The following is a 21556-nucleotide window of genomic DNA, read 5'->3' as shown; positions in this document are numbered from 1 at the left end:
CTGAGATCTCAAGATGGGCCCCGGCCTTCGCCGGGGTGACAATCGAGAGTGGAACGAGACCTGCAAGAACATGGAATGCTCTGAATTTATGCATAGCGGCGACGGGATTAAAAAAAGAGGATGAGCGACGCGACAGCCAAACCGGCTGCCCCACTCGATGAAGTCATGCTGGCCATGGATGTGGTGGATACACTCCGCCACCGCCAGGACCTGGTGACGCGCGAACTCGATGGCACGGCGCGCGAGGGCCAGCTGATCGAGCGGTTGCGCGAGATTTACCGACAGCAGGGTATCGAGGTCCCCGACCATATTCTCAAGGAAGGCGTCGAAGCGCTGGCCGAGAGCCGTTTTGCTTATGACCCGCCGGCACCGGGCCTCAATACGAGCCTGGCGCGCCTCTATGTAAGTCGCAAGACCTGGGGCCGCCCGGTGCTGCTGGCGCTCGGGGCCCTGTTGGTCGTGGGCGTGGGTTATTTTGGCATCTACCAGCCCTTCCAGGCTGGACAGGCGCATCAGCAGCAGATCGAGCTGACCGAGGGTCTGCCGGCGCAGATGGATGCGCTCTACACCACCATTTTCGAAGAGACCAAGGTGCAGCAGGCCGTGGTGCAGGCCGACGCCCTGGTCAGCCGGGGCAAGGCCTTTGCCGCGGAAGGCAACCGGCCCGGCGCCGAGGGTATTGTCGAAGACCTGACCGGGCTGCGCGACAAGCTGCGGCAGGAATATGTGGTGCGCGTCGTCAACCGCGCCGACGAGCAGTCCGGCTTCTGGACTTTTCCCGAGATCAATACCGATGCCACGAACTATTATCTCGTGGTCGAGGCGATCGATCCGGACGGCCGGGCTTTGAGCCTGCCTATCCTCAACGAGGAAACCGGCGAGACCAAAGTCGTGTCGCAATGGGGCCAGCGCGTGCCGGAATCGGTCTACAACGCCGTGGCCAATGACAAGCGCGACGATGGCATCATCCAGGCCAATGAAGTGGGCCGCAAATCGGACGGCTTCCTCGATGTCGAATTTCAGATGCCGGTGCTGAACGGCGCCGTGACCGAATGGTGATGGCATGAGCATAGGCGGTCCACAGGCCCTCGCCTCCCTCGAAGAAGCAATGAGCGATATCCGCCGCGAGGAAGACGAAATCTCCCGCCGGCTGGCGCGCTCGACCGAAATTGTCGCCAAGATCAAGGAAAGCGAAGCGGAGCTGTTTCGCCAACTGGCGCAGCTGCGTCTCGACCCGGCCATTCAATCCGAACTCGACGGGCGTATCTCCAGCGCCGAGAGCAAGGCGCGTGAATCGCTGAAGTCGCATGGCAAGGCCGTCGACAAGGCGCAAAAGACCATAGAGGAACTGGAAGCGGCCCGGGCCTCGCTGGTCGAGCGGCGGCGCAATGCCGTTGCGGACCTCGCAGAAAAGCAGAAGGCGCTCGACGCGCTGCTCAAGCAGGTTTCGACCCAGCTTGAGACCGACCCGACCTATGCCGAAAAGCGGGCTGCGGCGCAGGCGCTTGACGAAGTGGCCGACCAGTCGATGGAAAAGACCCGGCTCGCCGAAACGGACCGGGAAGAGAAGGGCAAGCCTTATCGCGACGACCCGCTCTTCATGTATCTGTGGGACAGCGGCTACGGCACATCGGCCTACAAGGCCAACAACCTCATCCGCTATCTCGATGGGCTCGTGGCAGGTCTCGTCGGCTTCCTCAAGGCCCGGCCCAACTATGCCATGCTCAACGATATTCCGCTGCGCCTGCGCGAACATGCCGAGCGGCAGGAAGCCAATGCGCAGGCCGCAGAAGCCGGGCTTGCAACGCTCGCCAACACGGCTGCGGATGCTGCGGGCGGTAAGCCGCTGCGCGATGCCAAGGCCAAGGCCGAAGCCGATGTGCAGGCCATCGATGCCGCCATCGTCGAGGCCGAGGACAAGCGCAACGAGGCAGGCGAAGCCCTGCAATCGCTGACGAGCGGAAGCGATCCGGCTTTGGCTTCGGCAGCTGCTGCACTTGCCGCGGCCTTGGGCCAGGAGGATATCCAGACCCTTCTCGCTGAGGCGCGCCGCACCCGTACCGGGCAGGACGATACGATCGTCGCCCAGATCGATGAATCGCGCACTCGCATGCGCGAGGAAGAAGAGGAAAGCCGGGACCTGCGCGAGCGCAGCAAGACGCTGGCCGCGCGACGGCGGGAACTCGAAGACATCCAGTGGGAATTCAAGAAGCAGCGCTTTGACGATCCGCGCTCGAGCTTCAGGGAAGAAAAGCTCGTCGGGGACCTGCTCAACGATTTCCTGCGCGGCGGCATTTCGGCGGCGAGCTATTGGGACCAGTGGCGGAAAAGCCAGAACTGGGCACCGGGCAATGAATGGGGCGCGGGAAGCGCACCACCGCGCCGCAATAGCGGCGGCCAATCCTCGCCCTGGGGTGATCAGGGCGGGTTCCACTGGCCGGACAATAGCTTTGGCGGATCATCGAGCGGCGGGAAATCCAAGCCGTCGAGTGGTGGATTTGGTGGCGCCTGGGGTGGCGGCGGCAATAGCGGTGGCGGATTTTCGCGGCCGCGGACGGGCGATGCCGGTACGCGGAAGCATACGGGGTTCAAGACGGGCGGCGGGTTTTAGGTTTTTTGGGCCTCGCTGTTGCGGGGACACCCCCACCCTCGTTCCCTCCCCACAAGGGGGAGGGAGGCGCTGACCGATGAGCCGTTTGCAATTTTCACCGTGGAGCGAGGGGCCCTTCATAAGTGAAGTGTCCTCGGGTCAAGCCCGAGGATGACGTTCGGGGGTAGAGGCGGACGAGCGCCTTAGACCGGCTGGCTGCCAAGCACGGCGAGCAGGCGCGGATTGATCTTGCCGCTTTCGCTCATGCCCGTGCCGCGCTCAAAAGTGCGGATGGCCTCGGCCGTTTTGGGGCCGGCGACGCCGTCGGGTGTGCCGACGTCAAAGCCGAGACGGTTGAGCGCCTGCTGTACGCGGGAAACGACTTCCTTGTTGGCGATCGCTTCGCCGGGGTCGAAATCAGCCGCCCAGGTGCCGATCGGGGCAAAATTCACGTCGAGGGCAATGGGTTCGCTGGCCCAGGTCTCAACTTCGCCGCCAATGCGGCTGACGGCGTCAGCCGAGAGGGATTTGGCGATATCGTCGCGGGCCTTGCCCGCGTCCGCATCCCCTGACTTGGCGGCAAGCGAGAACCACTTGTAGGACTGCTCGAAATCCTGTTCGACGCCGAGGCCGCGGGCGTAGAGCATGCCAAGGTTGAACTGGCTATCGACCATGCCGAGGGTGGCTGCCTGGGTGAACCACTGGGCCGCTTCTTCGAACTGCTGCTCACCCAATTGGCCGCTGGCATAGAGCGCGGCAAGGTTATGCATGCCCATGCGATTGCCCGCTTCAGCGGCGCGCTGGTACCACAGGCGGGCCATTTCGAGGTCTTTTTCGACACCCGTGCCGGCCTCGTAGAGATTGCCGAGGCGGTATTGTGCCGGCACAAAGCCCTGGGCGGCCGAGCGCTCGTACCACTTGGCAGCCTCTTCGGGGCTGGCTTCGACGGCGCGGCCTTCGGTGTAGATCGCAGCGATTTCGAACTGGGCCTTGGCGTCGCCATCGGCAGCGGCCTGGCGCAGCGGCAGGGGGCCGAGAGTTTCGGGCGGCAGTTCGAACTGTTCGGGCGCGGCAGCGGCGATGGAACCAGTCGTGGGGACGGCTTCATCGGTCAATGTTTCGATGGCGGCCCTGGCGGGGCCGGTGCTGGCCACGAGGGCCGGTGGCATCGGCGTTTCGGTGGCGCGGGCAAAGCTCATGCGCTCGCCCGGATTGATCGAGCCGACCGATGTTGCATCGAGCATGTCGATGACGCGCGGCGCCACCAGTTCGGACACTTCGGCGGCCGGGGTCGGATCGACGGGAATGGCGCTCGGCGCAATCGAGGAGGTTTGCGCGGGGGCAGCGGCGGGGGCCGTGCGCATGCGCTGCATGACGAGATTGAGCGTCAGCATGGACACCGCGACCACTGCGGCGGCAAGCAGCAGCGTGCGGCGGTTGCGCACGAGGAAGTTCGGACGGGCCTCGGCGGCCTCCTCGCCATCGACGAGGACAGGGGCCTCCGGCGCCGGCTTGCGGGGACGGCGCTTTTCCGCCTTGGGCTCGGGCGTGGCGACCGGCGCGGTCTCTTCGAGCGCAGCCTTGGGCTGTGGGCGAACGCGCGCCAGAGCACGGCCGATCAGCGAATTGCCGCTGGCGGGCTCAGAAACCTGCTGCTCCTGCCGGGCGCGCTGGGCGCGGCGTGCGGCGGCAACGAAGGTGCTGGTATTGGAGATAGGGGCTTCGACGGGGGGCGCAGAGGCTTCGGCGCGCGCGGCCGGGAAGGGCTCGCGGTCGAACTGGGCAAAGCTCGACTGCGGGCGCGGCGGACGATCGACCTTTTCAGGATCGAAGGCGGGCTGCACTTCGGCCTGTGCCGGGCGGGCCGGCTGAGGCGTGGGCGCGGCGGGACGCGGCGCGGGGGCAGCGGCGACAGTCTGCGGTTGCGCTGCGGCGCGCGGCACATCGGCAAAGCCGCGATCGACCAGCGGCGCCTCATCAGCCGGATTGGACGGCATGGTGTCGGCGCGCTTCTTGCCGTTGAGGCTCGACAGGATGGAATCGAGGCGCGCCGTGCTCGGCTCTTCGACGGCGGCGTCGAATTCGGAGGCGCGGCTCTGGGGTTTTGGCGGTTGGGGCGCCGGTGCCGGGGGCTCGGCGCGCGTGGGAGCAGCGGCAGAAGCTGGCGCGGGGGTGCGCGCGGAAAGCGCAGCTTCGAGCCGGGCCAAGCGTTCGGCGGTGTCCTTACCGGCGGTGTTGAAGACGGCGGTCATGCGCTTTTCGAGCGCATCAAAACCTTCGGGATTGAGCACGGGGACCGAGCCGCCGGACTTGGCGAAGGCGGCCGAGGTCTTTTCGGCAACGAGGCTGGCGATGGTTTCGGCGTCGGCGCCCGCGCCCTTGCTGACCGAGCGCACGAGGCTCGAAATGCGATCCTCTATGGTCTTCAGGCTTTCCGGGCCGAACATGGCGACGGGGGCCGGAGCCTTGCGACTCATGGCATCGCTGGTGCGCTCGGCGACGAGGGTCGCGAGGGATTCGAAATCGGGCTTGTCGCCGGCATCGTGATAGAGGCGGGCAAGGCCATCGAGCTGGGCGCCGGCTTCGTCCATGCGGGTCATCAGGCGCTTGAGATGGCCTTCGACGGCAGATGTATCGACCGGGGCAACCTTGCTCGACAGAGCCTCGATCTGGCTTTCGAGGCGTAGGAAGCGTGGCTCCATGCTTTTGAGCACGGACTGCTGCAGGGCGGCGATGTCGTCCTTGAGCGCCAGAACGTCGTCGCTGCCGCCATCGACCGATTGCAGGCGCTGGACCAGCACTTCGACACGGGAAGCGAGGATTTCGGGATTGCCGGCACTGTCGCGCAGGGCCTGGGTGACCTCGGCCATTTCGCTCGTCAGGCGTTCGAAATCGCCCGAGGAAATGCTCATGTTGCGCTCGATGGCGTCGATGCGGTCATAGACGCTGCGCACATTGGCTTCGATGGAAGCCATGGCCGGCTCAAAATTGCCCTTGGGGGCGAATTCGGCGCGCTCCTCGCGGATGATCTCGCGTTCCATCTGCTGCGCCTGGAGTTCGGCGAGTTTTGCGACCGTGGCCGAGACATCGTCTAGGCGCGAATTGACGGCGGAGAGATCGACTTTGGGTGCTTGGCTCATCATGGAGGCGAGCGCGGCGATCTGGGTTTCCAGGCGCTTGACCTGGCCGGTTTCACCGACGGCGCCGGCGAGGAGTTCGACGACCTGGGTCAGCTGCTCGACCTGGGAGGCGACTTCGAGGACGTCAGAAGAGCTGTTGCGGGCGGTGCGGAGCTGGCCTTCCAGGCGCCCGAGGCGATCGCCCATGCCCGAGACGAGGCTCGACAGCTCGCGAAATTCGGGCATGTCGGAGGGACGGCGGTCGATGGCGGAAATGACCGATGCACCCTGGCGGCTGCGGATTTCGGCAATGGCGGCGTTGAGGTCGCCCGCTTCATCGTCCTGGGGATTGAAGCGATCGACGGCGCGCTTGACGCTGCGCAGGGCCTCGCTGCGGCGGCGGCTGGCAGGATCGGGTGTGTTGACCTGATCGCGCAGGTGCCGGACGCGATTGGAAACCCCTGCCCCATCGGACACGGCGCCAAAACGGCTTTCAACCTGATCGAGGAGAGCGACCAATTCGCCGCGCAGGGCCTGCCAATCCCCGGCGCCGGGGTCGAAAGCGGTATCGGCGTAGTCCGATTGCGGATAAGCGCGGGCCATGGTCAGTCCCTGTCAAAGCGAGCGCGTGCCAAGCCGAAGCAGCACGAAGGTCTAACGGTCACTTTTGGGAAAACATGGTAAAGAAGCCGTTAAGGATTGCTGCAATATGCAAATGCCCCGGCGGGAAAAGAGTGGTTTTCTGGTTTCGCCCCCTGATTTGGAGTAGTTTTGGCCCATGACTCGTCGCCGCATCATCATCGTGGATGACCATCCCCTGTTCCGGGCGGCGCTGCGCCAGACGCTGGCGGGAGGCGATGCCACGGTCAGCGTGGAAGAGGCAGGCGATCTCGCCAATCTCAGCAAATCGCTCGATGCCGATCGCGATTGCGATCTGGTGCTGCTCGATCTCAATATGCCGGGCGTACGCGGGTTTTCCGGGCTGCTGCTGGTGCGGGCGCAATATCCGGAAATTCCGGTGATGATCATTTCGGCCGTCGAAGACGCAACCGTGGTGCGGCGCGCTTTTGAACTGGGCGCTTCGGGATATCTGCATAAATCCGAGGGGCCGACGGAAATTCGGCGAGCCATCGAGACGGTGCTGGCGGGCGAAGTGTTCGTGCCCAAGGGGACGACGATCACCGGAGACGATGAGCAATCGGCGCTGATGAAGCGGCTGGCGAGCCTGACGCCGCAGCAGGTGCGCGTGCTGATGATGCTCAGCGACGGGCTGATGAACAAGCAGATCGCCTATGAGCTATCCATTTCGGAAGCGACGGTGAAGGCGCATGTTTCCGCCATTTTGCAGAAGCTCGATGTCGATAGCCGCACGCAAGCGGTGATTGCTGCTGCGCGCATCGAGGAGGGCCAGTTCGAGGCTCTGTTTGCGACTGGGGCAGAAAAAGCCTAGACACCTCCTCAACATAGAGAAGGACGAGGCGATGAAGCCCAAGATCAATATCATCACCATCGGCGTCGATGAGCTCGAACGCGCCTTTGTGTTCTATCGCGCGCTATTCGAGATCGAGGACGACAAGATCGGCGCGGGCGAGGATCATGTCGCCTTCTTCTTCGACGAGGATTTTTCCTTCGTGCTGTTTCCGCGCGAGCAGATTGCGCAGACGGCGGGAAAACCCGAGACGCTGGAAGGTACGCCGGGCTTTGTGCTGAGTCACCGCGCCGATAGTGCGGAAGAGGTGGATGAGATCCTTGAGCGCGTGCTGATTGCCGGGGGCTCGATCATCACGCCGGGCACAGAGTCGGAATGGGGCTATTCGGCCTATTTCGAGGACACCGAGGGCAATGTCTGGGAATTGATGGCGACGCCGACGGCGAATTAGGTCTGCCTCCGCGGTCACTCCCGCGAAAGCGGGAATCCCGTGCGCGAAACAGAGATTCCCGCTTTCGCGAGAATGACACTGTGGGAGGACGACGCCTGGCTGGCCTCCCGCACAAAAATTCCAACCATTCGATACAATTTTGTCCTGTTTTTCTGGAACCTTGACCACTTGTTGACGGTCTAGCCGTTAGCCTCTGGCTCAACAGCCAACCGCAAAACGGGACCCAGGGTCTTGCAGATCTATCTGCCGATCGCCGAGCTTTCCGTGAACCTCTTCTTTCTCGTGGGGATCGGAGGGGCGGTCGGCTTTTTGTCGGGTCTGTTCGGCGTGGGCGGCGGGTTCCTTCTTACTCCGCTCCTGATCTTTTCCGGCGTGCCGACTTCGGTGGCCGTTTCCTCGGTGACGGGCCAGGTGGTGGCGGCGTCGACCTCGGGTGCGCTCAGCCATTATCGACGCGGCGGCATCGACCTACACCTGGCAATGTACCTGATCCTCTCAGGCATTTTGGGCGCCTTTGGTGGCGTCGCCACCTTCTCGGTGCTGCGCGCCAACGGACAGCTCGATCTCGTCATTGCCGTGGGCTTTGTGGTTCTGCTCGGCTTTGTCGGTATTCTGATGCTCCAGGAAGCGGTGCGGGCGCTGCTGAAGAGCCGGCAGGGCGTGGTGGTGCGCGAACGCCTGCCCAACCAGCATAGCTGGATTCATGGCCTGCCCTGGCGGGTGCGCTTCAAGAAGAGCCGGCTCTATATCAGCGTGCTGCCCGTCTTGGCGATCGGGCTTTTTATCGGCTTTGTCGGTTCGCTGCTCGGCATTGGCGGCGGATTCGTCATGGTGCCGGCGCTGGTTTATCTGCTGCGCGTGCCGGGCAATGTGGTGATCGGCACTTCGCTGGCGCAGGTCGTGGCCATGATGGCGGCGACGACGATCATGCATGCGGTGCAGAGCCAGAGCGTCGATATTCTGCTCGCCTTCTGCCTGATGGTGGGGGGTACGGCCGGGGCGCAGTTTGGCGCGGCGGCGGGGCAGCATCTGCGCGGCGAGCAGTTGCGGGGCCTCCTGGCGCTGCTGGTGCTGGCGGTTGCCATTCGTTTCGGCCTGTCACTGGTGCTGACGCCGGACGATGTGTTCTCCATGGCCGTGACGAGTGCGGTGCGATGAACCGCCTTTTCGCGCTTTTGCTTATCGTCCTGTTTTCGGCAGTGCCGGCGGGTGCGGCGGCGCGGCTGGTTTCGGGCGTTTCCAACGACACGATCCAGATCACGTCGAGTTTTGACGGCGAGCGTTTGACGTTTTTTGGCACGATCGCGCCGGAGGCGGGGTCGGAGCAGCGCTATGTCGAGGGACCCTTCGACGTCGTGATCGTGGTGCTCGGGCCAACGCAGGACCGGGTGGCGCGCGAAAAGACGCATAATTTCGGCATCTGGCTCAATACCGAGCAGGTCGAGTTCAAGCGCTTTCCGAGCTATTTTCATGTGCTCTCGAGCCGGCGACTGCTCGAGATCGCCGACATTAACCTCCTCAACCAGAATTTCATTCTGCCCGAAGCCCACGCCATGATCCCCAATATTGCGGGGTTCATGAAGACGCTGGTTTTCGGACGAGAACTGATCCGGCTGATGTCGGAACAGGGTCTGTTCGGGGTGCAAGAAAATGGCGTGCGGTTTCACTCCGACACGTTCTATTCGGCGCAATTGACGCTGCCAAGCAGCGCGCCGCCGGGGCCCTATATCGCCCAGACCTATGTGTTCCAGAATGGCGAGATCATTGCGCGCAAGTCCGAAGGGTTTGCAGTGCGCAAGATCGCCTTCGAGCGGTTTCTGGCGCAGTCGGCGACGCAATATCCGCTGCTCTATGGCATTGCCTGCGTGGTGCTGGCGCTGTTTACCGGGTGGTTGGGCGGGGTGCTGTTTAGGCGGTAGTCCCCTACCCGTGTTTGCCGTCCCCACCGGGATGGATTGCCGGGACAAGCCCGGCAATGACGACGGCGAAGGAGCCCGAGGCTATCCGCGCACCAGGCGCTTTGTGGACACCGGATAGGTTCGGTCGCGGCCCAGCATGGTCACTTCCACCGAGGGCCAGTTCAGCAGGCCGAAGAAGGCGGGCGACAGGATATTGAGGGCGCCGGTGGAGCTGCCATAAGCAGGCAGGATCAGCACGCGATTGTCGTGGACGAAGCAGGCGCTGCGGGCGGTGCGGCCTTCCATGGCGATGCGGGCGGCCGGGTGGAGGTGGCCGGCAACGAGACCGGTTTTGCCTTTGATGGGCTCGTGCGAGAGGGTCAGGCCGTCGAGTTCGAGTTCGGCGCAGCAGAGCCCGCCGATGACGTGGGGCGCGGGGTCGTGATTGCCGGAGAGCCAGGTGCAGTCAACGCTTTCGACGATGGCGTCGAGGCGCAAGCGTTCGGTTTGTCCGAGGAGCGTGCTGGAATCGGCGCGATGAAAAGTGTCGCCGAGAGAGATGAGTTTTTTCGCGCCGGTGCGCCTGAGATCGGCCTCGAGGCGGGAGAGGGTCATGCCCGTATCATAGGGCGGCAGCATCTGGCCGCGGCGGGCAAAGCTCGCCATTTTCTCGAAATGGAGATCGGCGACGAGCAGGGTTTGGCGCGCGTGCCAGAAGAGCGCGCCGGACGGCAGGGGCTCGAAATTGTGGCCGGCGAAGCGCAGCAAAGAGGTCTCCAAAGCGGGAGCGAAGGCAACAGTGCTCATCTGGTAGCTGTTCTGTCCAATCCCAATAGTGCTGCCTTCGTCACCTGGAGATTCCCGCTTTCGCGGGAATGACGCCGTGATGAAAGGCGGCCTCAGATTTCGCCGATGGCTTCACGGAGCAGTTCATCGGCTGCATCAGCCATAGCCGATTCGCGGGCTTCGCCGAAAATCGGCTCCTTGCCGATGTCGAGCATGACCGGCACGGCGAGGGGCGAAATCTGGTGCAGGGGCTTGTGGACGATGTGGGATTTGACGCGGGCCAGCATGTTGCCCAGGCGCTCGATGTCGAGGAGGCCGCGGGCAGCGTCGCGGCGGGTAGCCTCGATGAGGATGTGGTCGGGCTCGTGCTGGTAGAGCACGTCGTAGATGATGTCGCTGCTCATGGTGATCTGGCGGCCGGACTTTTCCTTGCCGGGGTGGCGGCGCTCGATCAGGCCGGAAATGATGGCGCAGTTGCGGAAGGTGCGCTTCATCAGGGCTGACTCATCGAGCCAGGACTCGAGATCATCGCCGAGCATGTCTTCGTCGAAGAGTTCGTCGAGCGAGAGGCGATCGGTGCGGATCAGCGCCGAGAGATCGCCGAGGCCCCAGACGGCTAGGGCATATTCGCTGGCGACGAAGCCGAGCGGGCGGGCGCGCATGCGTTCGAGGCGGCGGGTGAGGAGCATGCCGAGGGTCTGGTGCGCGAGGCGCCCTTCGAAGGGGTAGCAGACCATAAAATGGTTGGTGCCACGCGGAAAAGTTTCGACGAGCAGACTATCGCGGCGGGGGAGGACGGAAAAATCGCGCTGGAGGCGCAGCCAGTCGCTGACCTGGTTGGGGAGTTTTCTCCACTCCCCGGGCGTGTCCATGATGCGGCGGACGCGTTCGGCGAGATAGGTCGAGAGCGGGAATTTTCCGCCCATATAGGATGGGATTTTCGGGTTTTGGGCGACGGCGCGGGAGACGAAAGCCTCGTTGTCCTTCATGCCTTCGAAGGCGACGATTTCGCCGCCGAACATGAAGGTATCGCCAACCGAAAGCGTGCCGAAGAAGTATTCTTCCATTTCGCCGAGGACGCGGCCGCCGGCGCCGATGAGGCCGGTGGTGCGGCCGCGCTTCTGCTCCTTGGAGCGGATGAGCCGGACGCGGACCATGGGCTCTTCGATGATGGTGCCGATGTTCAAGCGGTATTGCTGGGCGACCGAAGGGTGGGAGAGGCGCCAGGTGCCATCGGGGTTTTGCTTGAGGCGCGCATAGCGCTCATAGGCGCGGAGGGCATAGCCGCCGGTGGCGACGAAATCGAGGACGCGGTCGAATTTGGGGCGCGTGAGGTCGCGATAGGGCCAGGCGCGGGTGATTTCGGCGTAGAGGTCGTCGGCGAGGAAGGGTTCGGCTGAGGCCATGCCCAGGACGTGCTGGGCGAGGACGTCATAGCCGCCGGGATGGGGGTCTTCGCTATCCTGGTGATTTTCCGAAACCGCTTCGACGGCCGCTTCGCATTCCAAAACTTCGAAGCGGTTGGAGGGGACGAGAAGCGCCTTTGAGGGTTCATCGAGCCGGTGATTGGCGCGGCCGATGCGCTGCAGCATGCGCGAGGAGCCTTTTGGGGCGCCGACCTGCACGACGAGATCGACATCGCCCCAGTCGATGCCGAGATCGAGGGTGGAGGTACAGACGACGGCCTTCAGCTTGCCGTCGGACATGGCGGCTTCGACCTTGCGCCGTTGCTCCACTGACAGAGAGCCGTGGTGGAGGGCGATGGGGAGCATGTCTTCGTTGATATTCCAGAGGCCCTGGAACAGCATTTCGGCTTGGGAGCGGGTGTTGACGAAGAGGAGCGTGGTCTTGTGCTGCTTGATCGTTTCGTAGAGTTCGCGATGGGCATAGTTGGCGGAGTGGCCGGCCCAGGGGAGGCGCTCTTCGGTTTCGAGAATGGCGAGGTCGGGCGGAGCGCCGCCGATCATGCGAAGGAGATCGGTGGGACGGTCGGGATGCGGCTGGGCGATCCAATCGCGGAGGAGGTCGGGGCGGGCGACGGTGGCGGAGAGCGCAGTGATCCGCATGTCGGGCGCGAGTTTGGCGAGGCGTGCGAGGCCGAGGGAGAGGAGGTCGCCGCGCTTTGAGGTGACGAGGGCATGGAGTTCGTCGAGGACGACGCGGCGGAGGGTGCCGAACATCAGTTCGGCATGGGGATGGGAAATCAGGAGGGCGAGCTGCTCGGGGGTGGTGAGGAGGATATGGGGCGGCTTTACGCGCTGGCGGGTGCGCTTGCTGGCGGAGGTGTCGCCGGTGCGGGCTTCCACTGATATGGGCAGGCCCATGTCGTCGATGGGGTTGGAGAGGTTGCGGTGCACGTCGACCGCGAGGGCTTTCAGCGGCGAAATGTAGAGGGTGTGGAGGCCCTGGAACTTGCCGTCGACCAGTTCGGAGAGCGTGGGCAGGAAACCGGCCATGGTCTTGCCGGCGCCGGTGGGGGCGATGAGGAGTTGGCCGGCGCCGGACTGGTAGCTCCGGAGGACGTCGAGCTGGTGCTGACGGGGCGACCAGCCGCGCGACGCGAACCAGTTGGCGATGATTGGAGGAAGAGCGGAGTCCGCGAAAGTTGACAACAGGCACCTACTGCAAATCACCCACAAGCCTATATGATGGTCTCAACACTGCCAAACGGAGCCGACCGATGACAGAAGACAGCCGACCCGCATCTCGTTCCGGTCTCGAGCGCCTATTGGGCGATCGGCCGGGGTCACTCGCCATCAAGCTGGTGCTGATTTCACTGTTTGTCGGCTTCATCATGTCGGTGTTCGGGTTCGATGCTGCCGATCTCGTGCGTGGGGCCGTGGACGCCGTGCGCGATATGCTGCGCGATGGTGGTGCAGTGTTCAGGCAGTTGGGGACCTATGTGCTGACGGGCGCGGCGATCGTCTTGCCGGTCTGGCTGATCCTGCGCCTGATGCTGAGGCGCTGATGCTTGAGGGACGGCTGAAGCTGACGCCGATCGATGCGCTGACCGAATTAACATGGAAGGCGCAGGAGCTGGCCGAGAAGGCGCAGGGGCGGCGGATTGCCATTGGGCTGGCTGGTGGGCCGGGCGTTGGCAAATCGACGCTGGCGGCGGAACTGGTAGCGGCGCTGAATGTGTCGGCGCCGGGCTCGGCGGCGCTGGTGCCGATGGATGGCTTCCATATGAAGCATGCCAAGCTCGAGGCCATGGGGCAGACCGACTTCAAGGGTGCGCCGCATACATTCGAGGGCGGGGAGTTCGTTGCATTTCTCGGGCGGCTGAAGGCGGCAACGGACGCGGTGAGTGGGCCGGGTTATTCGCGAAAAATCGAGGATACGGTCGAGGACGCTTTTACAGTGGCGCCCGAGGTGAAGGTGCTGGTGGTCGAGGGGAATTATCTGTTGCTTGGCGATGCACCCTGGGCCGAGGTGAAGCCGCTGCTGGATTTTTCGGCTTTCATCACTGTGCCGCGCGAACTGGTGCGGGCGCGGCTGATGAAGCGGCATGGCGAAGAGGGGCTCTTCACCGAGGAGCGCAATCGGGCGCATATCGAGCGCAATGATTTGCCGAACTATGATCGCGTGATGCTGTCGCAGGATCGGGCCGATGTGGTCATCGCGCTGGATGTCGAGCAGTGAACGCCTGGATCGTCGCAGCGGCCATTTTGGTCGGATCTGGAATCGTTGCTGGCGCGATACTGTTGCGGCCGAGCCCGTTTCGGGAATGCGTTGGGATCATCTCGGCCGATATATTTCGGCAGAATCTGACGGCGACGCTTGATCCGCGCGATGTCGAGGTTGAGGCGGCAAAAGTCTGCTCAGGGGCGGCATTGTAGCCACGTCCTCGTGGTTTGAGGCTTCGTTTACGCGACGCACTGCACCATGAGGACTGAGGCGTGGCTACCCTTATGAAACGTCGCCCTCCCCCCTTGCCCAGGCGTCGGTCTTGATGCCGACGAGTTCGGAAATGTTCTTCTTGCCGGCCGAGCGCACGCCGGCGACGAGGCCGCGCTTGATGCGGTCGAGGAGGTCAAGGCCGCCAAAGACCATGGCCGAATAGAGCTGGATGGCGTTGGCGCCGGCTTCGATTTTTGTCAGAGCCGTTTGCGGAGAATGGATGCCGCCGACGCCAACCAACGGCAAAGTGCCGACGCGCTGGCGCATCTGGGCGAGGCGCTGGGTCGAAAGCGGGAAGAGCGGCTTGCCCGAGAGGCCGCCGGTTTCGCCGGCGTTTTCCATGCCGGCGACGGGATCGCGCGAAACGGTGGTGTTGGAGACGATCAGGCCGTCGAGATCGGTCGCGAGGATGACGCGGGCGATGGCGTCCATCGCGGTCTCGTCGAGATCGGGCGCGATTTTGAGGAGGACCGGCACGCGGGTTTTTGCTTTGGCGCGGGCGGAGAGCACAGCGTCAAGAAGCCGGGTGAGGGCTTCGTCGGCCTGGAGATTTCTGAGGCCCGGTGTGTTGGGCGAGGAGATGTTGACCGTGAGATAGTCGGCGAGGTCGGCGAAGCGTTTTACGCCCAGGACATAGTCGGCGACGAAGTCTTCGCTATCCTTGTTGGCGCCGATATTGACGCCGAGGGCAGCCGGGACGCGCAGCCCCTTCAGGCGCGCAAAAGCGGCGTCGTGGCCTTCATTATTAAAGCCCATGCGATTGATGACGCCATCGGCGGGGGCGACGCGGAAGAGGCGCGGCTTTGGATTGCCGGTCTGCGGGCGCGGGGTGACGGTGCCGATTTCGACCATGCCGAAACCCATGAGCGCCAGTGGGCGCGGCACTTCGGCATTCTTGTCAAAGCCCGCGGCCATGCCGACGGGGTTTTTCAGTTCGAGACCGCAAACGGTCGTCGCGAGTTCGGGCGGATCCTTGTGCTCCTGCTGAGGCGCGAGACCCAAGCGCAGGGCGGTGATGGTGGCGCCGTGGGCGGTTTCGGGATCCATGCGCAGCAGCGTATCGCGCGTCAGATTGGCAAGGCCGGCATTGCGCAGCAGCGGAGCGAAGGCAGAGAGGATCATTTGACACCTGCGGGCAGCGAGCAGGACCCATCGGCAGCAACGCTGATCGGTTCTTCCCAGACGATAGTCGAGAGTTTCAGGGCCCCGCCATAGAGGTGCGGAAAAAGTTCGCCGCCGCGCGAGGGCTCCCAGACCAGGTCGTTTCCGAGATCGGCCGTGGGGACCGCAAGCAGCAGCAGGCCCGCCTGCCCGGCAAAATGCAGGCGCAGGGTTTCGGACAATTGCGCCGCCGTCGAGAAGTGCATGTAGCCATCCTTGTGGTCGATGGGCATGCCTTCGAAATGGCCGGAAACGCGTGCCGGCGCGTAGGCCACGGCAGTGGTGATTTTGTAGATCAGCTCGGGTGTCGACATGGGCGCGAACCTAGTTAAGTGAGCAAGTCTGGGCAAGCGTGATTGCGCGGGCTTTACAGGGGAGTGGGCGGGTATTAATCTAGGATTAATTTCCTTAATCCTGATCAATGTCCTTTTAACGGCTTCGACAATGCTTTCTCACCGGGCCATCTGGGATGGTATCGACGCGCTGGCGCAGCGCCATGGCCATTCGGTTTCGGCCCTGGCGCGGCTCGCCGGGCTCGATGCCACCGCGTTCAATGTTTCCAAGCGCGTCAGCAAGGACGGGCGCGAGCGCTGGCCATCGACCGAAAGCATTTCCAAAATTCTGGAAGCGACGGGCGAAGGGTTTGACAGTTTTCTCGCCGGAGCGGGAGCATTCATGCAGACCAGTAATACGCCCTATGGGCAGACCGTGCCGCTGCTGGGCCTAGCCCAAGCGGGTGCGGGCGGCTTTTTCGACAGCGCCGGTTTTCCGGCCGGGGAAGGCTGGGACGAGGTCACCCTGCCCTCGCCGGTCGATCCCGGCATTTATGCGCTCGAAATCCAGGGCGACAGCATGGAGCCGCTTTATCGCGAGGGCGACCGGGTGGTGGTTTCGCCCACCGAACAGGTGCGGCGCGGTGACCGGGTGGTGGTGAAAACGCGCGAAGGCGAGGTGATGGCCAAGATCCTCTATCGGCAGAGCGCCAAGCAGATCGAGCTGCATTCGCTCAATCCCGCCTATGAACCGCGGGTGCTCAATACCGGGGATATCGAATGGATCGCGCGGATCATCTGGGCCAGCCAGTGAGGGTTGCGTCGGCAACAAAGGCGGATGCCGCGGACTGGTTGGCCATGCGGACGGCGCTTTGGCCGGGCGGTCGCGATGAAGAACATGCGGCCGATATTGCCGAACTGCTTGATGATGCCGGAGAGACGATCAACCTGATCGCGCGTGGTGCGGACGGGGTGGCCTTGGGCTTTGCCGAGGCGGCGCTGCGGCGTGATTATGTGAATGGCTGCAAGACATCGCCGGTGGCGTTTCTCGAAGGGATTTTTGTAACACCCGAGGCACGTGGGCAGGGCGTGGCGCGGGCACTGGTTGGTGCGATCGAGGCCTGGGCGCGAGAGCAGGGCTGCACGGAATTCGCTTCGGATGCCGCGCCGGAGAATTTTGCGAGCCTCGATATGCATCGCGCGCTGGGGTTTGAGGAGACCCAGCGGGTGGTGTTTTTCAGGAAAGTGTTGTTGTAGCAGGGGTTTGTGCGTGGGACTCCACCCCCTCCCATCCTCCCCCATCAAGGGGGAGGTGCTGCATCGAGTGTTTGGCACCATCCTGCGCCCACCCACAGTCCCTGCACCTCCCCCTTGATGGGGGAGGGTGGGAGGGGGTGACGTCCCCGGTGCCTCAAGTCCAATCGCCATTCGAGCATAGCTCTCATGGCCTTCGCGCCTCTAATCGCGCCACTGGCGCGATTATCCCCGCGGGACGGCTTGAAGCTCTTCAGCCAGCGCCTTGGCGATGAGCTTGCGGGTGTTGTCGATGCCGTAGAGTGCGGCGAAGGAGCCGAAGCGGGGGCCGCGTTCCTGGCCAATAAGAACCTGGTAGAGCATCTGGAAGAAATCGCCGGAGACGCCGGGACCGCCCGTGGGGCCCTTCTTCGTGTGGTCCTGATAGCGCTCGATGGTGCGGGCGACGTCGAGGGCCGCATTCTGGATCGTTTCGTTGCTGGCATCGGCCGGGAGTTCGGCGAAGGCAGCGGAGACGGCTTCGAGCGCGGCGCGCTCGACATCGTCGGGCGCGCGATAGGTCTTCTCAACGAAATCGCGGAAATAGCGCATGGCATAGCCGACGAGCGCGTCGAGATGCGGATGCGTCTTGGCGGAGACACCAGGCGCATAGGCCGAGATATAGCCCCACATGACTTCCGGGGTTTCCGGGTTGGATGCGGTAGCGAGGTTAAGCAGCAGCGCGAAGGTGACCGGCATGTCGACCTTGGGCACATTGCCGTAGTGGACATGGAAGGCCGGGTTTTCGAGGCGTGCGGCAGCATCCTGCTTTTCGTAGGCTGCGACGTGGGCAAAGTATTCGTCGACGGCGCGCGGAATGACATCAAAGTGCAGGCGCTTGGCGACGCGCGGCTTCTGGAACATGTAGAGCCCCAGGCTTTCCGTCGAAGCATAGGTCAGCCATTCGTCGATGGTCAGGCCATTGCCCTTCGACTTGGAAATCTTCTGGCCTTCGGCGTCGAGGAACAGTTCATACACGTAGTGCTCGGGCGGGGTGCCGCCGAGGATCGCGCAGATCTTGTCGTAGATGTGCTGATTGGTCTGGTGGTCCTTGCCGAACATTTCGAAATCGACGCCGAGCGCGGCCCAGCGCATGCCGAAGTCTGGCTTCCACTGCAGCTTGACGTGGCCGCCAGTGACCGGGACGGTGGTATCGCGGCCGTCTTCGTCGGCGAAGGTGACGGTGCCGTCCTTGGCGTTGACTTCCTTCATCGGCACATAGAGCACGCGGCCGGAAATCGGGGAGATCGGCAGGAAGGGCGAATAGGTCGCCTGGCGCTCGGCCCCGAGGGTCGGCAGCATCACATCCATGATGGCCTGGTAGCGCTCGGCAGCGAGGCGCAGCACGGTGTCGAACTTGCCGGAGCGATAATAGTCGGTGGCGCTGGCGAATTCGTAGTCGAACCCAAAAGTGTCAAGGAACCGGCGGAGCATGGCGTTGTTGTGGTGGCCAAAGCTCTCGTATTCGTTGGTCCAGGGATCGGGAACCGAGGTTAGCGGCTTTTGCAGATGCGGCTCCATGGCCTCCTTGGAGGGGACGGTATCCGGGATCTTGCGCATGCCATCGAGATCGTCCGAGAAGCAGAGGAGCCGAGTCGGAATTTCATCGCGCGTGAGCAGGCGGAAGGCGGTGCGGACCATGGTGGTGCGCGCCACTTCGCCAAAAGTGCCGATATGGGGCAGGCCCGAGGGTCCATAGCCGGTCTCGAACAGGGCCTCGCCCTTGCCCGACTTTTCCAGCCGTTTGACGATCTTGCGGGCTTCTTCGAACGGCCAGGCGCGAGCGGACTGCGCAGGCTCAAAGAAATCGGGATCGAGGGCGGGCAAAACAGCGGGCGACACTGGGCGGAGGCCTTTCGGGTGGTGCAAGGAGGATAGAAGTAGGGCGGTGTCGCATTCCCTTCGGCTTACGTCAATGTCGCAGGTGGTTGCGAAACACGGCCGGGCAGCCTAGTTCTTGGAGCACTGCTCATTGCTGGAAGGCGCCATGACCATCTCTGCCCACGACGCTCTCATTCACCTGATGCTGGTGGCTGCCTCTTCGGACAGCACGATGACCGAGCGCGAGCTCATTCGCATCCAGGCGCTGATCGACCGGCTGCCGGTGTTCGAGGGCTTTGACAAAGCGCGGCTGACGGCAGTGGCGAATGAATGCGCGGATCTGCTCAACGGGCCGGACGGGCTCGACCGGGTGATCGACAATGCGCTGGCGGCGCTGCCGAAAAAGCTCGAGGATACGGCCTATGCGCTGGCCGTCGAGGTGACTTCGGTAGACCTTCATCTCGAGCAGGAAGAGCTGCGCTATCTCGAAATGCTGCGTGACCGGTTGTCGCTTGATCGGTTGACCACGGCGGCGATCGAAGTTGCGGCGCGGGCGCGGCACCGACGGATGCCGAGCTAGCAAAAACCTATGCGGTCTTGAGATCGAGCCTTCGGAGCAGGCCCAGAAGGTCCTCTACGGACGCCAGCGGCCTGTTGCTGTCGATCCTTTCCACCAGCACCAGTGCCGAATAGCCGTGGATGAGGCTCCAGACCTGGGTTTCGATCGTGGCCGGCTCGACCCCGTCGGCCACGAAGGGGGCGCAGGCGGCGGCCAGCACCCCATAGGCGCGGGCGCCGGCGCGGCCCAGTTCCGGCTCCTTGCCTGCCAGTGACCAGATCTGCCGGAACATCAGGTCGTAAAGGGCCGGATTGGCCTTGGCAAAGGCGAAATAGGCGAGGCAAATCGCTTCGAGCCGGGCGCGCGGCTCATCCGGCCCATTGGCCGCTTCCGCTTCCATGGCATCGGCGAAAAGCGTGAAACCGCGCGCGGCAATCGCATCCAGAAGACCGGCAATGCCCTGAAAATGATGGGCAGGCGCGGCATGGGAAACGCCCGCCATGGCGGCACATTTGCGCAAGGTGAGGCCGGCTGCGCCCTCGCTGGCCAGGAGCGACAGCCCAGCACTGACCAGCGCCTCACGCAGATTGCCGTGGTGATGCGTGTGCTTGGCAGGGGGAGCTATTTCGACCATGCACGACTCTATCGACTAAAACTTGACATTGTCAAGTTGACTGATCTTTACAGTGTCAAGTTTGAGGAGGACGACATGCTGGCATCGACTTTGAGAACAGGACTGATCTGGTTTTTGTGCCTTGGGATAGCGATCGCCTCTTGGCGCTTCCTCTGGGCGGGGGTCGAGTCCTCCATGGGCCATGTGGCCTATCATGCCGATTTACGACCCATTGCCTTCTACACCCATGTCGTCCTCGCCCCGGCGGCACTGGCGCTCGTTCCCTTTCAGCTCTGGAACGGATTGCGCGCTTCGAAGCCTGGCCTTCATCGCCTGCTCGGCCGCGCCTATGGCATTGCCATTGTTCTTTCCGGGCTATCGGGGCTCTGGCTGGCCCTGACGACAGAGGCCGGCGCCGTTGCGGCCTGGGGCTTTGGTCTATTGGCCATTGCATGGCTGGCGACGACCATCCGCGGTATTGGCCTGGCCATGCAGGGCGACCGCCTGGCCCATCGGCGATGGATGATCCGCTCCATCGCCCTGACGCTGGCGGCCGTCAGCTTGCGACTGCAGGTGTTTGCGACCCTGCTGCTCGACCTGCCTTTCGACACCGCCTATTCGGCAATAGCCTGGCTGTGCTGGGTGCCCAATCTCATTGTGGCCGAGCTGGTCTTGCGGCGGGGCACATCACTGCGGCTGCGAGCGGCCTGATCAGTAAAAGCCCACTGGGAACCAGCGCAGGTAGAGTTCATCCAGCGCGCCGTTTTCCTTGAGACGCACCAGGGCCCAATCAATGGCGTGGCGGGCCGCGTCATTGCCCGCGGGGACGGCGATGGTGAGGCCTTCGCCGAAAAGTTCGGGGCGGAAATAGGGTTCACCGGCAAAGGAGCAGCAGGCCGGATTGTCGTTGAGCCAGAAGGCCGAGCGCATGGCATCGCCGAAATAAGCGTCCACTTTGCCATCGCGCAGTGCCGTTAGGGCTTCGATTTCGGAAGCGAAGGTTTCCACCGTCACGTTGGGCAGGTAGCGCGCCATGTAATCGGCATGGGCGCTGCCGGCACGGATGGCGACGGTTTTGCCCGAAAGGTTTGCGACCGAGAAGCTGGCGGCGTCATCGGCGCGGGTGACGAAGCGACCGGGCAGCGCGAGATAGGTCGAGGAAAAATCGAACTTTTCGCCGTTTTCGGGCGTGACGGCGAGGCCGGCGATGAGGGCATCGCCCTGCGCATCGGCGAGAGCATTGGCGGCTTGATCCCAGGGCCAGGCCTGGAGCGTGCAGGCAATGTTGACCTCGGCGCAGATGCGCTTGGCGAGATCGACATTGAAGCCGATCAGCTCGCCATTGGTGTCACGAAAATTGAAGGGCGGGAAATCGGCTGTGGTGAGGAAACGGATGGCCGGGACGGAACCTTGCAAAGGCAGGATTTCGCGGGCGTCGGGATCGGAATGATAAGGGAGCGGCTGGGCGAGCGCGGGGGTGGCGAGAATGACTGCCATGGCGCCAAAAAGGCCAGCCCAGTTACGACGCATCAAATATCCCTCTACGGCCGGTCGGGCCCCGCCACTCGAGCGCAGCTCTCGTGGCCTTTTCACCTCAAATCGCTCCACTGGAGCGATTTGCCCCTGCGGGCCGCCTCAAAGTCCCATAAGGGGAGAAGGGAAGC

Annotated in this window: 20 protein-coding genes; 12 read left to right on the top strand and 8 right to left on the bottom strand. The window is 63.5% G+C overall.

Translation table 11 applies throughout. The features are described 5' to 3' along the window. Positions 1-120: 120 nt before the first annotated feature. Positions 121-1059: a DUF6384 family protein gene (locus tag ACSQ2A_RS00280; RefSeq protein ID WP_436070618.1), complete on the top strand. Its 939-nt coding sequence runs from the start codon at positions 121-123 to the stop codon at positions 1057-1059. Between the two features lie 4 nt (positions 1060-1063). Continuing rightward, the gene (locus tag ACSQ2A_RS00275) at positions 1064-2611 is read left to right on the top strand and encodes a hypothetical protein (protein ID WP_436070617.1); all 1548 of its coding nucleotides are present in this window, start codon (positions 1064-1066) and stop codon (positions 2609-2611) included. A gap of 182 nt (positions 2612-2793) precedes the next feature. Here the strand turns inward: ACSQ2A_RS00275 and ACSQ2A_RS00270 are convergent, their stop codons facing one another. After that, positions 2794-6312: a peptidoglycan-binding protein gene (locus ACSQ2A_RS00270; RefSeq protein WP_436070616.1), complete on the bottom strand. Its 3519-nt coding sequence runs from the start codon at positions 6310-6312 to the stop codon at positions 2794-2796. A gap of 175 nt (positions 6313-6487) precedes the next feature. Between ACSQ2A_RS00270 and ACSQ2A_RS00265 the strand changes: the two genes are divergently transcribed. The 4 genes from ACSQ2A_RS00265 (at position 6488) to ACSQ2A_RS00250 (ending at position 9508) form a co-directional block, all read left to right on the top strand. Then, entirely contained in the window at positions 6488-7159 is a 672-nt protein-coding gene (locus ACSQ2A_RS00265; protein ID WP_295416599.1) for a response regulator, read from the top strand. Between the two features lie 31 nt (positions 7160-7190). Beyond that, on the top strand, positions 7191-7589 hold the full coding sequence (locus ACSQ2A_RS00260) for a VOC family protein (RefSeq protein WP_295416596.1): 399 nt from the start codon (positions 7191-7193) through the stop codon (positions 7587-7589). 231 nt (positions 7590-7820) lie between these two features. Continuing rightward, positions 7821-8747 (top strand): sulfite exporter TauE/SafE family protein, encoded by a 927-nt coding sequence (locus ACSQ2A_RS00255; RefSeq protein WP_295416594.1) that lies wholly within the window; start codon positions 7821-7823, stop codon positions 8745-8747. Then, on the top strand, positions 8744-9508 hold the full coding sequence (locus tag ACSQ2A_RS00250) for a TIGR02186 family protein (protein ID WP_436070615.1): 765 nt from the start codon (positions 8744-8746) through the stop codon (positions 9506-9508). Before ACSQ2A_RS00255 ends, ACSQ2A_RS00250 begins: the two co-directional genes overlap by 4 nt. 81 nt (positions 9509-9589) lie before the next feature. On the opposite strand, the gene pdeM is transcribed toward ACSQ2A_RS00250, so the two are convergent. Beyond that, complete coding sequence (gene pdeM / locus ACSQ2A_RS00245) at positions 9590-10294, bottom strand: ligase-associated DNA damage response endonuclease PdeM (protein ID WP_436070614.1); 705 nt, start codon at positions 10292-10294, stop codon at positions 9590-9592. Positions 10295-10386: 92 nt separating this feature from the next. Continuing rightward, complete coding sequence (locus ACSQ2A_RS00240; protein WP_436071609.1) at positions 10387-12888, bottom strand: ligase-associated DNA damage response DEXH box helicase; 2502 nt, start codon at positions 12886-12888, stop codon at positions 10387-10389. Positions 12889-12953: 65 nt separating this feature from the next. Between ACSQ2A_RS00240 and ACSQ2A_RS00235 the strand changes: the two genes are divergently transcribed. Next, positions 12954-13241 carry a DUF6460 domain-containing protein gene (locus ACSQ2A_RS00235; RefSeq protein ID WP_436070613.1) on the top strand — a complete coding sequence of 96 codons (288 nt, stop codon included), beginning with the start codon at positions 12954-12956 and terminating at the stop codon, positions 13239-13241. Beyond that, the gene (locus tag ACSQ2A_RS00230) at positions 13241-13915 is read left to right on the top strand and encodes a nucleoside/nucleotide kinase family protein (RefSeq protein ID WP_436070612.1); all 675 of its coding nucleotides are present in this window, start codon (positions 13241-13243) and stop codon (positions 13913-13915) included. Before ACSQ2A_RS00235 ends, ACSQ2A_RS00230 begins: the two co-directional genes overlap by 1 nt. A 267-nt stretch (positions 13916-14182) precedes the next feature. Here the strand turns inward: ACSQ2A_RS00230 and ACSQ2A_RS00225 are convergent, their stop codons facing one another. Both ACSQ2A_RS00225 and ACSQ2A_RS00220 read right to left on the bottom strand, forming a co-directional pair. Next, on the bottom strand, positions 14183-15295 hold the full coding sequence (locus tag ACSQ2A_RS00225; RefSeq protein WP_436070611.1) for a quinone-dependent dihydroorotate dehydrogenase: 1113 nt from the start codon (positions 15293-15295) through the stop codon (positions 14183-14185). After that, positions 15292-15648, bottom strand: coding sequence for a DUF952 domain-containing protein (locus tag ACSQ2A_RS00220; protein WP_436070610.1), 357 nt, complete (start codon positions 15646-15648; stop codon positions 15292-15294). Before ACSQ2A_RS00220 ends, ACSQ2A_RS00225 begins: the two co-directional genes overlap by 4 nt. Before the next feature lie 130 nt (positions 15649-15778). Between ACSQ2A_RS00220 and ACSQ2A_RS00215 the strand changes: the two genes are divergently transcribed. Together ACSQ2A_RS00215 and aac(6') are read left to right on the top strand one after the other, a co-directional pair. Beyond that, positions 15779-16420: a S24 family peptidase gene (locus ACSQ2A_RS00215; protein WP_436070609.1), complete on the top strand. Its 642-nt coding sequence runs from the start codon at positions 15779-15781 to the stop codon at positions 16418-16420. Next, entirely contained in the window at positions 16387-16863 is a 477-nt protein-coding gene (gene aac(6') / locus ACSQ2A_RS00210) for an aminoglycoside 6'-N-acetyltransferase (RefSeq protein ID WP_436070608.1), read from the top strand. Before ACSQ2A_RS00215 ends, aac(6') begins: the two co-directional genes overlap by 34 nt. Before the next feature lie 222 nt (positions 16864-17085). Here the strand turns inward: aac(6') and ACSQ2A_RS00205 are convergent, their stop codons facing one another. Beyond that, complete coding sequence (locus tag ACSQ2A_RS00205) at positions 17086-18741, bottom strand: lysine--tRNA ligase (RefSeq protein ID WP_436070607.1); 1656 nt, start codon at positions 18739-18741, stop codon at positions 17086-17088. 145 nt (positions 18742-18886) lie between these two features. On the opposite strand from ACSQ2A_RS00205, the gene ACSQ2A_RS00200 reads away from it, so the two are divergent. Further along, positions 18887-19300 (top strand): tellurite resistance TerB family protein, encoded by a 414-nt coding sequence (locus ACSQ2A_RS00200; RefSeq protein WP_295416569.1) that lies wholly within the window; start codon positions 18887-18889, stop codon positions 19298-19300. Between the two features lie 7 nt (positions 19301-19307). On the opposite strand, the gene ACSQ2A_RS00195 is transcribed toward ACSQ2A_RS00200, so the two are convergent. Next, positions 19308-19913: a TetR/AcrR family transcriptional regulator gene (locus ACSQ2A_RS00195; RefSeq protein ID WP_436070606.1), complete on the bottom strand. Its 606-nt coding sequence runs from the start codon at positions 19911-19913 to the stop codon at positions 19308-19310. A gap of 75 nt (positions 19914-19988) precedes the next feature. Between ACSQ2A_RS00195 and ACSQ2A_RS00190 the strand changes: the two genes are divergently transcribed. After that, positions 19989-20603: a DUF2306 domain-containing protein gene (locus ACSQ2A_RS00190; protein WP_436070605.1), complete on the top strand. Its 615-nt coding sequence runs from the start codon at positions 19989-19991 to the stop codon at positions 20601-20603. Here the strand turns inward: ACSQ2A_RS00190 and ACSQ2A_RS00185 are convergent, their stop codons facing one another. Beyond that, a complete protein-coding gene (locus ACSQ2A_RS00185; protein WP_436070604.1) occupies positions 20604-21422 on the bottom strand; it encodes a transporter substrate-binding domain-containing protein in 819 nt (272 codons plus the stop codon). Positions 21423-21556: the final 134 nt, after the last annotated feature.

It is taken from the genome of Devosia sp. LjRoot3, from assembly GCF_964252865.1.
Lineage (GTDB): Bacteria > Pseudomonadota > Alphaproteobacteria > Rhizobiales > Devosiaceae > Devosia.
This window is presented reverse-complemented; position numbering and strand designations above follow the sequence as displayed.

What these genes read in the sequence shown, in the direction of transcription:
- pdeM (WP_436070614.1), bottom strand. Translation starts at nt 10,294, where the DNA reads ATGAGCACTGTTGCCTTCGCTCCCGCTTTGGAGACCTCTTTGCTGCGC.
- ACSQ2A_RS00260 (WP_295416596.1), top strand. Translation starts at nt 7,191, where the DNA reads ATGAAGCCCAAGATCAATATCATCACCATCGGCGTCGATGAGCTCGAA.
- ACSQ2A_RS00230 (WP_436070612.1), top strand. Translation starts at nt 13,241, where the DNA reads ATGCTTGAGGGACGGCTGAAGCTGACGCCGATCGATGCGCTGACCGAA.
- ACSQ2A_RS00225 (WP_436070611.1), bottom strand. Translation starts at nt 15,295, where the DNA reads ATGATCCTCTCTGCCTTCGCTCCGCTGCTGCGCAATGCCGGCCTTGCC.
- ACSQ2A_RS00195 (WP_436070606.1), bottom strand. Translation starts at nt 19,913, where the DNA reads ATGGTCGAAATAGCTCCCCCTGCCAAGCACACGCATCACCACGGCAAT.
- ACSQ2A_RS00235 (WP_436070613.1), top strand. Translation starts at nt 12,954, where the DNA reads ATGACAGAAGACAGCCGACCCGCATCTCGTTCCGGTCTCGAGCGCCTA.
- ACSQ2A_RS00265 (WP_295416599.1), top strand. Translation starts at nt 6,488, where the DNA reads ATGACTCGTCGCCGCATCATCATCGTGGATGACCATCCCCTGTTCCGG.
- ACSQ2A_RS00270 (WP_436070616.1), bottom strand. Translation starts at nt 6,312, where the DNA reads ATGGCCCGCGCTTATCCGCAATCGGACTACGCCGATACCGCTTTCGAC.
- ACSQ2A_RS00200 (WP_295416569.1), top strand. Translation starts at nt 18,887, where the DNA reads ATGACCATCTCTGCCCACGACGCTCTCATTCACCTGATGCTGGTGGCT.
- ACSQ2A_RS00220 (WP_436070610.1), bottom strand. Translation starts at nt 15,648, where the DNA reads ATGTCGACACCCGAGCTGATCTACAAAATCACCACTGCCGTGGCCTAC.
- ACSQ2A_RS00275 (WP_436070617.1), top strand. Translation starts at nt 1,064, where the DNA reads ATGAGCATAGGCGGTCCACAGGCCCTCGCCTCCCTCGAAGAAGCAATG.
- ACSQ2A_RS00280 (WP_436070618.1), top strand. Translation starts at nt 121, where the DNA reads ATGAGCGACGCGACAGCCAAACCGGCTGCCCCACTCGATGAAGTCATG.
- ACSQ2A_RS00190 (WP_436070605.1), top strand. Translation starts at nt 19,989, where the DNA reads ATGCTGGCATCGACTTTGAGAACAGGACTGATCTGGTTTTTGTGCCTT.
- ACSQ2A_RS00215 (WP_436070609.1), top strand. Translation starts at nt 15,779, where the DNA reads ATGCTTTCTCACCGGGCCATCTGGGATGGTATCGACGCGCTGGCGCAG.
- ACSQ2A_RS00250 (WP_436070615.1), top strand. Translation starts at nt 8,744, where the DNA reads ATGAACCGCCTTTTCGCGCTTTTGCTTATCGTCCTGTTTTCGGCAGTG.
- ACSQ2A_RS00185 (WP_436070604.1), bottom strand. Translation starts at nt 21,422, where the DNA reads ATGCGTCGTAACTGGGCTGGCCTTTTTGGCGCCATGGCAGTCATTCTC.